Annotated in this window: 15 protein-coding genes; 13 read left to right on the top strand and 2 right to left on the bottom strand. The window is 62.7% G+C overall.

What is annotated here, in order from left to right; all coding sequences use genetic code 11:
* On the bottom strand, positions 1 to 1,982 hold a 1,982-nt coding region (locus KUL93_RS10365), incomplete at its 3' end, for a DUF3683 domain-containing protein (protein WP_217126975.1).
* A gap of 229 nt (positions 1,983 to 2,211) precedes the next feature.
* Here KUL93_RS10365 and ahpC point away from each other — a divergent pair.
* The 12 genes from ahpC to ccmI all read left to right on the top strand — a co-directional run bounded on the left by ahpC (position 2,212) and on the right by ccmI (position 12,762).
* Positions 2,212 to 2,775 (top strand): alkyl hydroperoxide reductase subunit C, encoded by a 564-nt coding sequence (gene ahpC, locus KUL93_RS10360; protein WP_217126974.1) that lies wholly within the window; start codon positions 2,212 to 2,214, stop codon positions 2,773 to 2,775.
* 181 nt (positions 2,776 to 2,956) lie between these two features.
* Entirely contained in the window at positions 2,957 to 4,534 is a 1,578-nt protein-coding gene (gene ahpF / locus KUL93_RS10355; protein WP_217126973.1) for an alkyl hydroperoxide reductase subunit F, read from the top strand.
* Positions 4,535 to 4,567: 33 nt separating this feature from the next.
* Positions 4,568 to 5,698: a cyclopropane fatty acyl phospholipid synthase gene (gene cfa, locus KUL93_RS10350; protein WP_217126972.1), complete on the top strand. Its 1,131-nt coding sequence runs from the start codon at positions 4,568 to 4,570 to the stop codon at positions 5,696 to 5,698.
* Positions 5,699 to 5,805: 107 nt separating this feature from the next.
* On the top strand, positions 5,806 to 6,456 hold the full coding sequence (gene ccmA / locus KUL93_RS10345; protein ID WP_217126971.1) for a cytochrome c biogenesis heme-transporting ATPase CcmA: 651 nt from the start codon (positions 5,806 to 5,808) through the stop codon (positions 6,454 to 6,456).
* Positions 6,453 to 7,121, top strand: a complete 669-nt coding sequence (gene ccmB, locus KUL93_RS10340; RefSeq protein WP_217126970.1) for a heme exporter protein CcmB — start codon at positions 6,453 to 6,455, stop codon at positions 7,119 to 7,121. Before ccmA ends, ccmB begins: the two co-directional genes overlap by 4 nt.
* A 10-nt stretch (positions 7,122 to 7,131) precedes the next feature.
* Positions 7,132 to 7,938, top strand: a complete 807-nt coding sequence (ccmC, locus tag KUL93_RS10335; protein WP_249419425.1) for a heme ABC transporter permease CcmC — start codon at positions 7,132 to 7,134, stop codon at positions 7,936 to 7,938.
* A gap of 10 nt (positions 7,939 to 7,948) precedes the next feature.
* On the top strand, positions 7,949 to 8,155 hold the full coding sequence (ccmD, locus tag KUL93_RS10330) for a heme exporter protein CcmD (RefSeq protein WP_217126969.1): 207 nt from the start codon (positions 7,949 to 7,951) through the stop codon (positions 8,153 to 8,155).
* Positions 8,152 to 8,598: a cytochrome c maturation protein CcmE gene (ccmE, locus tag KUL93_RS10325; protein WP_217126968.1), complete on the top strand. Its 447-nt coding sequence runs from the start codon at positions 8,152 to 8,154 to the stop codon at positions 8,596 to 8,598. The genes ccmD and ccmE overlap by 4 nt, the downstream gene beginning before the upstream one ends.
* Positions 8,599 to 8,602: 4 nt before the next feature.
* Positions 8,603 to 10,585: a heme lyase CcmF/NrfE family subunit gene (locus tag KUL93_RS10320; RefSeq protein ID WP_217126967.1), complete on the top strand. Its 1,983-nt coding sequence runs from the start codon at positions 8,603 to 8,605 to the stop codon at positions 10,583 to 10,585.
* Between the two features lie 85 nt (positions 10,586 to 10,670).
* Positions 10,671 to 11,261, top strand: a complete 591-nt coding sequence (locus KUL93_RS10315) for a DsbE family thiol:disulfide interchange protein (protein WP_217126966.1) — start codon at positions 10,671 to 10,673, stop codon at positions 11,259 to 11,261.
* Positions 11,258 to 11,845: a cytochrome c-type biogenesis protein gene (locus KUL93_RS10310; protein ID WP_217126965.1), complete on the top strand. Its 588-nt coding sequence runs from the start codon at positions 11,258 to 11,260 to the stop codon at positions 11,843 to 11,845. The genes KUL93_RS10315 and KUL93_RS10310 overlap by 4 nt, the downstream gene beginning before the upstream one ends.
* Complete coding sequence (ccmI, locus tag KUL93_RS10305; protein ID WP_217126964.1) at positions 11,842 to 12,762, top strand: c-type cytochrome biogenesis protein CcmI; 921 nt, start codon at positions 11,842 to 11,844, stop codon at positions 12,760 to 12,762. The genes KUL93_RS10310 and ccmI overlap by 4 nt, the downstream gene beginning before the upstream one ends.
* Positions 12,763 to 12,791: 29 nt before the next feature.
* Here ccmI and KUL93_RS10300 read toward each other — a convergent pair whose 3' ends face one another.
* Entirely contained in the window at positions 12,792 to 14,048 is a 1,257-nt protein-coding gene (locus tag KUL93_RS10300; protein ID WP_217126963.1) for a YihY family inner membrane protein, read from the bottom strand.
* Positions 14,049 to 14,134: 86 nt separating this feature from the next.
* Here KUL93_RS10300 and KUL93_RS10295 point away from each other — a divergent pair, with 86 nt between their 5' ends.
* Complete coding sequence (locus KUL93_RS10295) at positions 14,135 to 14,281, top strand: hypothetical protein (RefSeq protein ID WP_217126962.1); 147 nt, start codon at positions 14,135 to 14,137, stop codon at positions 14,279 to 14,281.
* Positions 14,282 to 14,457 lie beyond the last annotated feature (176 nt).

Below are 14,457 nucleotides of genomic sequence, written 5' to 3'. Positions count from 1 at the left end.
TAGTCCTGAAGTCGGTGGAAGAGCGTTGGATTGGGGGCGGTGTTTTGGTATTCGCCGGCGCGAATCCCATATTCGGCAAAGTGCGCTTCGGCTTCGGCCAACGGGAGGTCGAGCGACTGGTAGAGCCACTGCCAACGCCGCTTCACTTCGCGCACCAGTTCGAGCGCCTGGGCGCGCTTTTCTTCGATCCATTCGGCAGGGGGTGTGGTTTCACCGTCGGCTTCCGCGACCGGGAGCGGTTCGTTGGCCAAGAACTGCTCGATCGCGTCGCAGATCTCGAGCTTGTTTTCGAGCGAAAGTTCGATGTTGATCCGCTCGATCGCGTCGCAATAGTCGCCCATGCGCGGTAGCGGGATCACCACGTCTTCGTTGATTTTGAACGCGTTGGTGTGGCGGGAGATCGCCGCAGTGCGCGAACGGTCGGCCCAGAACGCTTTACGCTGCTCGGGGCTCACCGCGATGAACCCTTCGCCACCGCGCAGGTTCCCCATGCGCACCACCTCGGACGCCGCGCGCATCACCGCCGCTTCGTCGTAGCCGACGATGTCGCCAATGAGCACCATCTTCGGCCGGCCATGCCGTTTGGCTTTGGTGGTGTAGCCCACCGCCTTGACGTAGCGCTCGTCGAGGTGTTCGAGCCCGGCCAATTTGACGCCTGCGGCATGGCCCGCACCGCCCGGTTTGAAGTAGTCGGTGATCTCGACGATCGCAGGCACCGCTTCCCGCACTTGGCCGAAGAATTCGAGACAGACGGTACGCTGCACCGGCGGCATTTCGTGGAGCACCCAGCGCGCCGCGACGATGATCCCGTCGGTTCCCTCTTTCTGCACCCCCGGGATGCCGCCCAGGTATTTGTCGGTGACGTCTTTGCCCAATCCCGGTTTGCGCAGGCTTGCGCCAGGAAGTTCGAGGAGCTCTTCGCCCAACGGGGCATAGGTTTTGCCGTCGAAGCGCTTGAGCCGGAATCGGACGGTCTCTTGTTCGTGAATCTTGCCGAAGTTGTGATCAAGGCGCTCCACCTCCAGCCAGTTGCCGTCGGGGGTGACCATTTTCCACCACGCGAGGTTGTCGAGCGCGGTGCCCCACAGGACCGCTTTCTTGCCGCCCGCGTTCATCGCGATGTTGCCGCCGATGCACGATGCTTCGGCGCTCGTGGGGTCGACGGCGAAGACCCGGCCGGCCGCCGCTGCTGCTTCGGCGACCCGCGCGGTGACCACGCCCGCGCCGGTGCGGATCGTCGCATACGGGGTCTTCATCGGGTTGCCGTCGCGGTCTGGAAGATGGACCATCTCCACTGGGCTCATCATCAGGAGCTTTTCGGTGTTGATCACGACGCTCTTTGCGTCCAGCGGGACTGCGCCGCCGGTGTAGCCGGTGCCGCCGCCGCGCGGAATGATCGTGAGCCCCAGTTCGATGCACGCGCGCACCAGTGGCGCGATCTCTTCCTCACTATCCGGGCAGAGCACCACGAAAGGGTATTCGACCCGCCAGTCGGTGGCGTCGGTGACGTGGCTCACTCGGCTGTGCCCGTCGAACAGGATGTTGTCGCGCCGCGTGTAGCGGGAGAGTTTTTTGACCACCTGTTCGCGCAAGCGCGCGATCTCGTCGAATTGTCGCGCGAACCGTTCGATCGCCTCGCGAACGTAGGTGACCAGTTGACCGACCCGTTCGGCGCGCGTGGGATCTTCGTGTGCACTGGCTTGCCGCCGTTTTTCGACTTCGTTCAGACGGTGGTAGAGCGCGTCGATGAGCGCCTGCCGCCTTTTGGGGTGGTCAAGGAGGTCGTCTTGCAGGTAGGGGTTGCGTTCGATGACCCACATGTCCCCGAGGATTTCGTAGAGCATCCGCGCGCTGCGTCCGGTGACGCGTTCGCCACGCAGCGATTCGATGATCGACCAGGCTTCTGTTCCCAACAGGCGAATGACGATTTCGCGGTCCGAGAGTGAAGTGTAGTTATAGGGGATTTCGCGCAAACGAGTCATCGTGACAGTCGCTCCTTGTCGTCGTCAGGTTCGATTGTACGCAAAGCCGTTCGTTCCAAACAGTGCTTGATGTTATGGCTTTACGATTGCCTGAGACAATTGAAATGATTGTTGGGTGCAATTGGAATTTATCGTCTCTGGCCCTACAATGATTCCCGTGCTGTTCGATGCCCCAGGGTCGAGCAGCGGGTTGTGTCCTGGGTTTTTTGTCAGAAAAGGAGGTTACACGATGAGCTTGATCAATACCCAAGTGCCCGCATTCAAAGCCCAAGCGTATGTCAATGGTCAATTCAAAGAGATCACCGACGCCGATCTCAAGGGCCACTGGTCGGTCTTCGTTTTCTACCCGGCCGACTTCACCTTCGTCTGCCCGACCGAGCTCGAAGACTTGGCGGATCTTTACGACGAGTTCAAGAAGGTCAATTGCGAAATCTACGCAGTCTCGACCGATACCCATTTCACCCACAAAGCGTGGGCCGATGTCTCGCCCGCGATCAAGAAGGTGAAGTATCCGATGCTGGGCGATCCGGCGCAAAAACTCGCCCGTGCGTTCGACGTGCTCATCGAGGACGAAGGCCTGGCGTTGCGTGGGACCTTCATCATCGACCCGAACGGCGTGATCAAAGGGATGGAGGTCAATGACAACAGCATCGGCCGGAATGCGGCAGAACTCTTGCGCAAAGTGAAAGCGGCGAAGTACGTGGCCGAACACCCGGGTGAAGTCTGCCCGGCGAAGTGGAACGAAGGCGCTGAGACGCTGAAACCCTCGATCGATCTCGTCGGTAAGATCTAAGCACACCCGGGTCGATCTTTTTTGACCGATTCGGCGCGGCAGCCGGCGCGCTGCCGTGCCACTACCAACCCAATCCCAACAGAGCGACAAGACGCCAAAGCGCGTGGCAAGGGGCCCCGAGGGGGGGAACCCAGGGGGCTTTTTTCCTCGCGGTTTGGTCCGGTTACGAAGGAGAATCACGATGGCACTTTTGGATGAACAAACCCAAGCGGCACTTCGGCAATATCTGGAACGGTTGGTCGAACCGATCGAGCTCGTGACCGCGCTCGACGCCAGCGACGCGGCGAAGCAATTGGGCGAGTTGATCGAAGCGATTCGCGCAGCCAGTCCCAAGGTGACGGTGCGCGAAGCGATGGGAGACGAAGTCGCGGGCGGTCGGCGCCCTGCGTTTGCAGTGACCCGTCCCGGCGAGGCACCGCGGGTCCATTTTGCCGGGTTGCCGTTGGGGCACGAGTTTGCTTCGCTCATTCTGGCGCTGCTGCAGGTGAGCGGCTACCCCCCCAAGGTGGAGCAGGCGGTGATCGATCAGGCCAAAAGCCTTGCCACGCCGCTGGCGTTCGAGGTCTATGTTTCGCTTTCGTGCCACAACTGTCCCGATGTCGTGCAGGCGGTGAACGCGATCGCGGCGCTCAACCCCAACGTTACCGCGGTGATGATCGACGGGGGGCGTTTCCCGCAGGAGGTTGAATCCCGGCAGATCATGGCGGTGCCCACCGTCTATCTCAATGGCGTGCTTTTTGGCCAAGGGCGGATGGAATTGCCGGAGATTCTGGCCAAGGTCGACGCCAAAAACGACGAACGGGTGCGCGCGCAATTGGCGCAAAAGCCGCTTTTCGACGTCTTGATCGTCGGGGGCGGACCAGCCGGTGCCGCGGCAGCGATCTATGCTGCGCGCAAAGGGATCACGACGGGGATCGTTGCCGAACGCTTTGGCGGGCAGGTGATGGATACGTTGGCGATCGAGAATTTCATCTCGGTCAAGGAGACCGTAGGGCCGAAATTGGTCGCCGGCCTCGAAGAGCACGTCAAGGCGTACGACGTCGATGTGATCAACCATCAACGAGCCGTGGGGTTGCGTCCCGGTGCGGCGGGGGAGCCGGCGGTGGTGCAGCTCGCCAATGGCGCCGAGCTCAAGGCAAAGACGGTGATCTTGGCAACGGGGGCGCGCTGGCGCGAACTCAACGTACCGGGGGAACGTGAATACCGCGGCAAAGGGGTTGCCTACTGCCCCCACTGCGACGGGCCGCTCTTCAAAGGGAAACCGGTAGTGGTGGTCGGAGGGGGTAACTCCGGTGTGGAGGCGGCGATCGACCTGGCGGGGATTGTCGCCCATGTCACCCTGCTCGAGTTCATGGATACCCTCAAAGCCGACGCGGTTTTACAGAAAAGACTTTCTTCGCTACCGAATGTCACCGTGATCACCCAAGCGCAAACGCTCGCGATCGTGGGCGACGGGCAGAAGATGACCGGGTTGCGCTATCGCGACCGCGCCTCGGGGGAAGAGCGGCAGATCGACGCCGCGGCGGTCTTCGTCCAAATCGGGCTCGTGCCCAATACCGATTGGCTCGACGGGGTGGTGGCGCGCAACCGCTTTGGCGAAATCGAGATCGATCCGCGCTGTGCGACCAACGTGCCGGGGATTTTCGCCGCAGGGGATTGCACCACGGTGCCCTACAAACAGATTATCATTGCGATGGGTGAAGGGGCAAAAGCGGCGCTTTCGGCGTTCGACTTCCTGATTCGCCAAAGCGCTGCGTAGGATCGTGGCCTTCCCGGCAAAGGAGGTGGGGCGATGCCTAAGCGCGCGGAAGCGACGATTCGGGCGTGGTTGCACGAGATCGACGTCGAGATCGGCGGGTCGCGGCCGTGGGACATCACCGTCCATCACCCCGATTTTTTCGACCGGGTACTCGCAAAAGGAAGTCTGGGGTTGGGCGAGTCCTACATGGACGGGTGGTGGGACTGTGACGCGCTCGACGAACTGATCGCCCGGGCGCTCGCCGCAAAGCTCGACGAACGACTCCGCGATTGGCGGCGCGCGCTCTTGGCGATGCAGTCGGTGCTTATCAATTTGCAGTCGCGCAGCCGGGCGTGGGAAGTGGGGCGCGCCCACTACGATCTGGGAAGCGACTTCTTTGCCGCGATGCTTGGCCCGACCATGGCCTATTCGTGCGGTTACTGGGCAAACGCGACGACACTCGACGAAGCGCAGGAAGCGAAACTCGACCTCATCTGCCGCAAATTGGGGCTGAAGCCCGGTATGCGACTCCTCGATGTCGGATGCGGATGGGGGAGCCTTATGCGCTTTGCGGCGGAGCGCTACGGGGTGACGTGCGTCGGAATCACCATTTCGCAGGATCAAGCGCGCTTTGGGCAAGAGCAGTGCCGCGATCTGCCGGTGACCTTCGTTCTTGCCGATTATCGCGAGTTCGACCCGGCCGCCTATGGTGGACCGTTCGATCGCGTCGCGTCGGTGGGGATGTTCGAGCACGTTGGGGTGCGCAACTATCCCGCCTTTTTCCGCGCGGTGCGGCGCGCGCTCAAACCTGACGGGCTTTTCCTGCTGCACACGATCGGCAAGCGCAAGCCGGGGCGTGGTGTCGATCCATGGATCGAAAAGTATATCTTTCCCAATGGTGAATTGCCCGCGCTTTCGGACATCGCGCGCGCAGCCGAGCCGCTTTTCGTCATCGAGGACGTCCATAATTTCGGCGCCGACTACGACAAAACGCTGATGGCGTGGTATGGGCGTTTCGAAGCGGCGTGGCCACGCTTCGCGGCGCGGTACGGCAAACGCTTTTACCGCATGTGGCGCTACTATCTGCTGGTCTGTGCCGGGACCTTTCGTGCCCGGGACAGTCAGCTCTGGCAAATCGTTTTGGCGCCGGAAGGGGTGGCTGGGGGGTATCGCCGCCTTGCCTGATCGCCGCTTCGAGCGCGGCACGTAGCCGGTTGCCGCCGTACCGTCCACGATCAGCACGTGCCCCCCTTCGGGTACAATCGCGCAAGCGTGGTTCGAGATGGGGCGGCATGGCACTCTTGAGGTGGCACGATCTGGCGGGGCGCAGAGGGGAGCGGTTGCTGTTCCATCGCCTTTCCGCGACGTTCGAGCCCGGCGAAGTGGTGCGCATCACGGGCGAAAACGGCGTCGGGAAGAGCACCCTGTTGCGCATGGTGGCGGGGCTTCTTCCCGTTGCCCACGGCGCGATCTTTTTTCGCGATGCGCCGCTTAGCGCCGTGCACGACGCGTGGCGCGCCGAATGCTGCTACCTTGGCCATGCGCTGGCCGCAAACGAGCTCCTCTCGCCGCGGGAAAATCTCCGTTTTCTCTGTGCGCTGATGGGTGCGTACCCGTCCTCTGGCGCGGTCGATGAAGCACTTGCCGCGGTGGGGCTTGCGGCGCAGCGCGACTTGCCGCTCAAAGTGCTCTCTGCGGGGCAGCGCCGTCGGGTGAGCCTTGCGCGTCTCTTTTTTGCCCGTACGCGAACCGTTTGGCTTTTGGACGAACCGCTCACGGCGCTCGATCAGGCGTTCGTGACGACGCTCACCCGCTTGATCGAAGCGCATGCCCAAGCAGGCGGGCTGATTCTACTGACCACCCACCAGGAAGCGCCGTTTTGTGTGCCGGTGCGTACCCTCGATCTTGGCGCGTTTCGACCCGCGCGGAGGCGCGCCGCATGATCGCGCTCTTTCTGGCGGTATTGCGGCGTGAGGCGCTGCTGGCTTGGCGAAGCCGCGCCGACACGCTGGTTGCGCTCACCTTTTTCGTCATCGTTGCCACCTTGTTCCCTTTCGGCGTGGGGACCGATGAGCGGCTGTTGCGCACGGTCGCGCCGGGAATCCTGTGGGTGACCGCGCTCCTTGCGGTGCTCCTGACGCTGCCACGCCTTTTCGAACACGACTGGCGCGATGGAACTTTGGAGCAATTGTTGTTGTCTGCCGAACCAGCGCCGGTTTGGCTGGGCGCGAAACTGTTGGCCCATTGGGTGACCACGGCGGTGCCCCTTGCCGCGCTGGCGCCGCTCCTGGCGCTCCTTTACGACGTCGAACCAGTGGTTTATGGGTGGTTGCCGGTGACGCTCCTTTTGGGTACGCCGATGCTGACCCTAATTGGCGCGGTGGGGGCGGCGCTGACGCTCGGGTTACGCGCTAGCGGTCTGTTGCTGGCGCTTCTGGTCTTGCCGCTCTTCGTGCCGGTGCTGATCTTCGGCGTCGATGCGGTGGCGAGCGCGCGCGCGGGCGCCCCGTTCGCGGCGCAGTTGGCGCTTCTGGCCGGAGGCTCGTTGGCGGCGACTGCGCTTGCGCCGTGGGGGTGCGCCGCGGCGCTGCGTTTGGCTGTGGAGTAGGAAGGAAAGGATGAGTCGAATCGACGCGTGGCGCGCTGCGACCGAAACGAAGATGCGCTCGCCGAAAAGCTGGTGGCGCTTTGCGGCGCCGAAAGAGTTCTTCTGGCTCACCGGAAAACTGGTTCCTGGTTTTGGCTGGGCGGCGGCGCTGTTGGCTGTGGTGGGGCTTTACGCGGCCTTTTTCGTGGCGCCGTCCGATTTTCGCCAGGGAGAGGTCTATCGCGTGATTTACATCCACGTTCCGGCCGCGTGGATGAGTATGATCATCTATTTGGCGATGGCGTTCTGGGGGATCGTGGGGTTGACGCTCAATACCCGCGTCTCCTTCATCCTCGCGCACGCGCTCGCTCCGACGGGCGCGCTCTGGTGTTTCGTCGCGCTCTGGACCGGGGCGCTGTGGGGCAAACCCACGTGGGGAACTTACTGGGCGTGGGATGCTCGAATGACCTCGCAATTGCTGCTGATGTTCCTCTATTTGGGGTACATCGCGCTCGTGCACAGCATCGAGGATCCCCGGCGCGCGGATCGGGCGGGGGCGATCCTCGCAATCGTCGGTTCGCTCAACGTACCGATCATCTACTTTTCGGTGCAGTGGTGGAATACCTTGCATCAAGGCGCTTCGGTCAGTCTCACCAAAGCGCCGTCGATGGCCACCGTGATGCTGGTGACGATGCTCATCATGACCTTTGCCGCGTGGAGCTATTCGATCGCGGTGGCGTTGGCACGGGCCCGCACCATGGTGTTGTTGCGCGAAGCGCATACCGATTGGGCGCAGAAAGCGGCGGCAGCGATGATCGCGAAACGCGAAGCAGAGTAGGAGGAGCAGGATGGAATGGGGCTCTTGGTCGGCGTTCTGGGCGATGGGCGGGAAAGCGCCGTTCGTGTGGGGGAGCTATTTCGTCACCGGTGCGTTGATCGCTTTCGAGGTGCTTCAGTTACTCCTGTGGTCGCGCCGCGTGGCCGCGCGTGTCGCCGCGGCGGCACAATGGAACGCTGTGGATGAGGCGTCGGAACCTGCGAAGGAGCCAGAATGAGTCCGCGCCAAAAACGGTTGAGTTTGATCCTTCTTGGCTTAGCGTTGCTGGCGAGCGCCGTGGCGCTCGTGCTCTCGGCGTTTCGGGACAACCTTGTCTTTTTTGTGACCCCCAGTGAGATCGCGCAAGGCAAGGCGCAAGCGGGGCGCTATTTTCGCGTCGGGGGGCTGGTTGAGGCCGGCTCGATTCAACGCGGTCCCGATGGCATCACGGTGACCTTTCGGATCACCGATACCGCACATGCGCTTCCTGTCGTCTACCGCGGCGCACTGCCTGACCTCTTCGGTGAGAACCAAGGCGCAGTAGCCGAAGGGGTGCTTCGCCCCGACGGCGTATTTGAGGCGAAGAAGGTGCTGGCGAAGCACGACGAAACCTACATGCCCCCGGAAGCGTCCCACGCTGTCGACCAGGCGCAGCGGGCGGCGCAAAGCCTGAAGGAGTGACGGGATGTTGGCGGAGTGGGGGCAGGTGCTTCTGGCGCAGGCGATTGCGGTTGCCGCGCTGCAGGTTTTTTTTGGTTTGGCTGGCGCGCAGCGCGGGCGGGTTGCGTGGATGGTCACGGCGCGGCGTGCGGCATTGGCGCAAGGTGCGGTGCTCGCCACCGCGTTTGCGGTGCTCATCGCGCTCTTTCTGCGCAGCGATTTTTCGGTAGCGTTGGTCGCCCAAAACTCTTCGACATTGACGCCCTGGTTTTACCAGGTGACCGCGGCATGGGGTAACCACGAAGGGTCGATGCTGATGTGGGCGGTGGCGCTCGCTGGCTGGAGTGCCGCAGTGGCGTGGCGGTCGCAAGCGCTCACTGAAGCGATGCGCGCGCGTGTCGTTGGGGTGTTGGGGCTGGTCAGTTTCGGGTTTCTGCTTTTTCTGACGCTTACCTCCAACCCCTTCTCGCGCTTGGTGCCAGCGCCAGAACAAGGGCGAGACCTCAATCCGCTGCTGCAAGACCCGGGCATGATCATCCACCCGCCGCTGCTGTACATGGGCTACGTCGGTACTGCGGTCACCTTCGCGTTTGCGATCGCCGCGCTGCTTTCCGGGCGTATGGACGCGGCGTGGTCGCGCTGGGCACGGCCATGGGCGCTCACCGCGTGGCTCTTTCTCACTTTGGGCATCATGGTTGGCTCGTGGTGGGCCTATTACGAACTCGGATGGGGGGGCTGGTGGTTCTGGGACCCCGTGGAAAACGCCTCGTTCATTCCGTGGCTGGTGATGACCGCGTTCATCCATTCGATCATCGTCACCGAAAAGCGTGGCGCGTTTCGCGCTTGGACCGTCCTTTTGGCGATCGCCGCGTTTTCTCTGTCGCTGTTGGGGACGTTTCTGGTCCGTTCCGGCGTGATTACTTCGGTCCATGCGTTTGCCTCCGACCCGTCGCGCGGCCTTTTCATTCTGGGGTTGCTGGCGGTAACGGTCGGGGTGTCGCTCGCGCTCTTCGCTTGGCGTGCGCCAATGCTCGCAGGCGGTGGCGCGTTCGGTTGGTTTTCGCGGGAAGCGACGCTTCTGGTCAATAACGTCTTGATGAGTGCGGCGGCGCTTGCCGTCCTGTTGGGCACTGTCTATCCGCTTTTGATGGATGCGTTGGGGCTTGGCAAGCTCTCAGTGGGCGAACCCTACTTCGTTGCGGTCTTCGTCCCGCTGATGACACCAGCGGTGTTCTTCATGGCGATATCCCCGTTCTTGCGCTGGAAACAGGACGATTGGCGACGGCTGAGCAAGCGCCTGGTGCTCGATTTCGTGGTGACGGCATCGGCGGCGCTGGCGTTGCTGGCGGCGGCCGACCACGTGACCTTGCGCGCGTGGCTGGGGCTCTGGCTCACGCTCTGGGTCACTTGGGGCAGTGCCCGGTTACTCTGGGAGCGGCTGCAGAACCGCGCGGAAGGTCAGAGCATTTCTGAGCGGCTCTCCCGCATCCCCGGTTCGTGGTGGGGGATGTGGTTGGCCCATTTGGGCGTTGGCGTCTTCATCATGGGTGCGACCCTCCTGGGTGCGTTCGAAGCGCGGCTCGACGTCAAAATGGCGCCGGGGCAGGTCGCGGAGCTGGCCAGCTATCGGTTCCGCTTCCAAGGCGTCGAAGAAAAACCAGGGCCGAACTACACCGCGATGCGTGGGACGATCGTGGTCACGACAGCGGACGGAAAACCCGTCGCGGTGCTGCACCCCGAAAAACGCAACTACCATTTCTCCGCGATGCCGATGACCGAAGCGGCAATCGACACCACATGGCGGCGCGACATTTACGTTTCGTTGGGTGATCCGGTAAACGAAAACGAGTGGGTGGTGATGCTCTTCTATAAGCCGATGGTGCTCTTTCTCTGGCTTGGCCCGTTGCTGATGGCGGTGGGTGGGGCCGTTGCCGCGCTCGACCGCCGCTACCGGCGGCAACGGGCCCATCTGGCGGTACCTGCTGGCGCAGTGGGGGTGCGGGTGTGACCGCCGTTGTCGATCGCGGTGGCGATTGGTTTGAGTGGGATCGTTCGCTCGTAGCGGGGTTGCGACTTCGAAGAGGAGCCTATTGATGCGCTGGAAATATGTGGTACCGCTGGTGGTGTTCCTGGGGCTCGTCGTGCTCTTTGCGGTTGGCTTTCGCCTGAACCCCCGTGAGATCCCATCTCCACTCATTGGCAAACCCGCGCCCCATTTCACCTTGCCGCGCTTTGTGGAACCGAGCGCTACCGTGACGCCAGCGGTGTGGGCCGGGCAGCCCTATCTGCTCAACGTCTGGGCGACGTGGTGCGTTTCGTGCCGCCAAGAGCACCCGATGCTGATGCGCCTCAAACAAGAGGGGGTGCGCATCATCGGCTTCAACTATAAAGAGATTCGCGGCGATGCCGGACTCGACGCGCGCAAATTGTCTCCGGAAGCCGAAGCGCAATTGGCGTGGCAGCGTATTGGCGCGTGGCTGAAAACGGGCGGCGACCCCTACGCCGATCTGGTAGTTGATCTCACCGGCCGTGCTGCGATCGATTACGGCGTCTATGGCACGCCCGAAACCTTCTTCATCGACGCCAAAGGGGTGATCCGCTACAAGCACATCGGGCCGATCACACCAGAAGTTTGGCAGGATCAGTTGCGCGCCAAATGGTTGGCGCTCCAGGAGGGGTCATGAGGCGGTGCGTGCAGGCTCTGTTGGCAGTCCTGAGGCGGTACGCGGCGGGCCGCTTTCGCGTCGACGCGACGCTGGGTTGGCTGTTGATTGCAATTGCTTTCAGCGCGGTGGCGCCGAGTTGGGCTGCCGCGCCAGCCGCGGAGCAACGCGCGCAACCGTTACACGATCCTGAACTCGAACGGCGCGCACTGGCTTTGGGGCACCGGCTACGCTGTGTGGTCTGCCAAAACCAGTCGATTGCCGAATCGAACGCCGAATTGGCGCACGATTTGATGAACCAAGTACGCGCCATGCTGCAAGCAGGGAAAAGCGAACAGGAGATCGTCGATTTTCTCGTTGCGCGCTATGGTGAGTTCGTGCTCTTCGAACCCCCTTTCGACGCGCGCACGCTCTTGCTTTGGGTCGGCCCTTTCGCATTGGCGGCGCTGGGGCTCTTCGGGTTATGGTCTGGCTTACGGCGGCGCCAGCAGCAAAGTGGCGTGGGAGCCACCCTCGACGAGGCGGCCAAGGCGCAGGCCGACGCGTTGCTGGCTGGTGATTCCCCCAGTAAAACGGAAACGCGCGTAGCAAAGGAATCCTCGTGACCGCATGGATACTCTTGAGTGTCGCAACCGCGCTTGGCGTGTTGCTCTTCGTGCTGTGGCCGCTCATGCGCGGTGTGCGAACCCGTACGCCGGTAAGCCACCGCGACGCCGTGATTGCTGCGCTCCAGGCGGAAAAAGCGCAGCTCGAAGCCGATCACCGCGCCGGGCGGATCGACGACGACGCGTTTCGTCTCGCGCTCGATGAGCTTCGCGCCCGGATCTTGGCCGAGACGGCTGCGGCGGAAACGACTGCGCGGGACGCGCCCGTTGCCGAAGTGCCGAATCGTGGGGTGCAAGGAGCGCGTGATGCGGCGCAGCCGGGGTGGGCGGTTGGTGCGCTGGGAATGGCGCTGCTTTCCGCAGCCGCGTTCTACCTGGTGGTGGGTTCGCCGCAGTGGGCCGATGATGCCCGGGTCGTCGCCGCCACGCAGGCGGCGCGCGCCGCCAATCCGGACGGTGGGATCACACCCGAGCGCATCCGCCAACTGGTGGCGCGCTTGGCTGAACGCTTGGCTCAGCAACCGGACGATGTACCCGGGTGGCGGATGCTGGCGCGCTCCTACATGGTGCTGGAAGATGCCGAGGCAGTGCAGGCGACGTGGCGCGCCATTGGCGACAAAATTCCCGCGGATCCCAACGTCTTGCTCGATTGGGGCGAACTGCTCGCAGCGGCGAATGGTGGCTTCAACGGCGATGCGGTCAAGCTGATCAAGCAGGCCGTCGAACTTGCGCCGCAATCACCCCGCGCGCTTGCGCTCGCAGGGGCAGCCGCGTCTGCAAACGACGACCCGGCAACCGCGATTCGTTACTGGGAGCAGCTCTTGCCACTTACCGAAGGAAACGAAGAGGCCCACCAAGCCGTTGCTGCGGCGATTGCCGAAGAGCGTCAGAAATTATCCGCAAAAGGGAATAAATAGCGCGCACGCAACGCCCCCGTTCGGTCAGCTCAACCCGCGGAATCAGAAGGCAAATTGCGGTTCTCTTCCCTTTGTGTCGGGGCAGTTTCCTCGCGTAACGACGCAAAGGGCTGCGCCAACGCGTGCGCAGCGGGCCGAAGCTGCTCGGGGAGCCATCGTGCGCCTGGGGTCTGCGCATGTTGGCGCCACGCATCGAGGTCGAGCGCAAACGCAGCCAGAACGTGCGCCGGTGACAACACCTGCGGTGCGATCGCAGCCAGCCATGCGCCCTTTTCGCTGCGCTCGATCCATCCACGCGCTGTCAGCGCATCCAGCAGCCGTTCGCACTCGTGCGGGGGCAACTGCGCAGCGTGCCACAGCTCCTCTTGATCGACTGTCTTGCCCACCTTCTGCGCAGCCCACAACGTTTCCAGGATCGTGAATGCAGCCAACGCCTCATACCCCGGAAAGTGCGGCATGCTTTTGATCTCCGCGTTGGTCTCTTCGAACGCCGCGGCGGCAACCGCACCGCTCAAAATCAGCAGCCAGAGCGAATAGAGCCAGAGCAAGAAGATCGGCAACGTGGCAAACGCGCCGTAGATCAACGTATAGGTGGGGATGGTGGCGACGAACCAACCAAACCCCTTCTGCAGCAACAGAAAGAGCACCGCCACGATCAGACCGGCGGTTGCCGCGATTCGACCCCGCACGGGGTGGTGCGGGACGGCGTAATAAAGAAAACTGAAGAAGAGCCACAAGAGCGAGAGCGGCACGAGGACGGCGAGCACCTGGTCCGACCAAGACGCGTGGCCAGCGAATTCGGACGCCTCTTGCGCCAATGCACGTGCCGCGGCGATGCTGCCGCCGACAAGAAGTGGCCCCGCGGTCAAGACGAACCAGTAGAGCGTCAGCCGCCTGGCCCAACCCCGGGCGCGCCGCGCATTCCAGATGCGGTTGAAGACATCTTCGACGGTCGCGAGCAGCAACACCGACGTGAAAACCAGCATCGTGGAGCCCAACGCGGTGAGTTGCCCGGCATTGGTGGTAAACGCTTCGGCGTATTGGGTGATGATCGTCGCCGCCGCTTCCGGAAGCAGATTCGCAGTGAGAAATTCGCGCAGCGCCTCACCCAGCTTCGCGAACGCCGGCACCGTTCGGAAAAAGAGGATCGTCAAGGTGGCAATGGGCACCAGCGCCAACAGCGTGGTAAACGCGAGCCCTCCGGCAACCTCCCAGCAGTTGGTGGCCAAGAAGCGATCCGCGAAGCGGCGCGCGAACGCGCGGCAGAATAGCGAAACTGGGATCATAGGATGATCTTACCGCGAAAACCGCTCAAGTTTTTTTACCGATCGCCGATAATATGGAATCGTTACCCCAGTAGGAGACAGAAAAAATGAATGGACAGTCGATGACCCGGCGCATCGCACTCAGCGCCGCGGTGGTCACGCTCATCTTCATCGTCGTGAGCGCCTTCGTCGTCTGGCAGGTGGAGTCGCGGCGGCTCGACGCGCAGATCGAGCATAGATCGAACCCCTGTTGACAGGGAAGGCCAGACCCGTATAATCACGCCTTCCCTTGCGCTGTGGTGCTTGAGCGGTGGAGTGGCAAGCGTAGCTGAAGCGTTGCGGTGCTGGGGGGTTGACGGAGTGGCGGGTAGTTTGATACAGTTCCGCTTCTGTCGCGAGGATGTTGGTTCTTTGACAATTTGGGATAGCC

Source organism: Hydrogenophilus thiooxidans (assembly GCF_019049855.1).
GTDB lineage: Bacteria > Pseudomonadota > Gammaproteobacteria > Burkholderiales > Rhodocyclaceae > Hydrogenophilus > Hydrogenophilus thiooxidans.
This window is presented reverse-complemented; position numbering and strand designations above follow the sequence as displayed.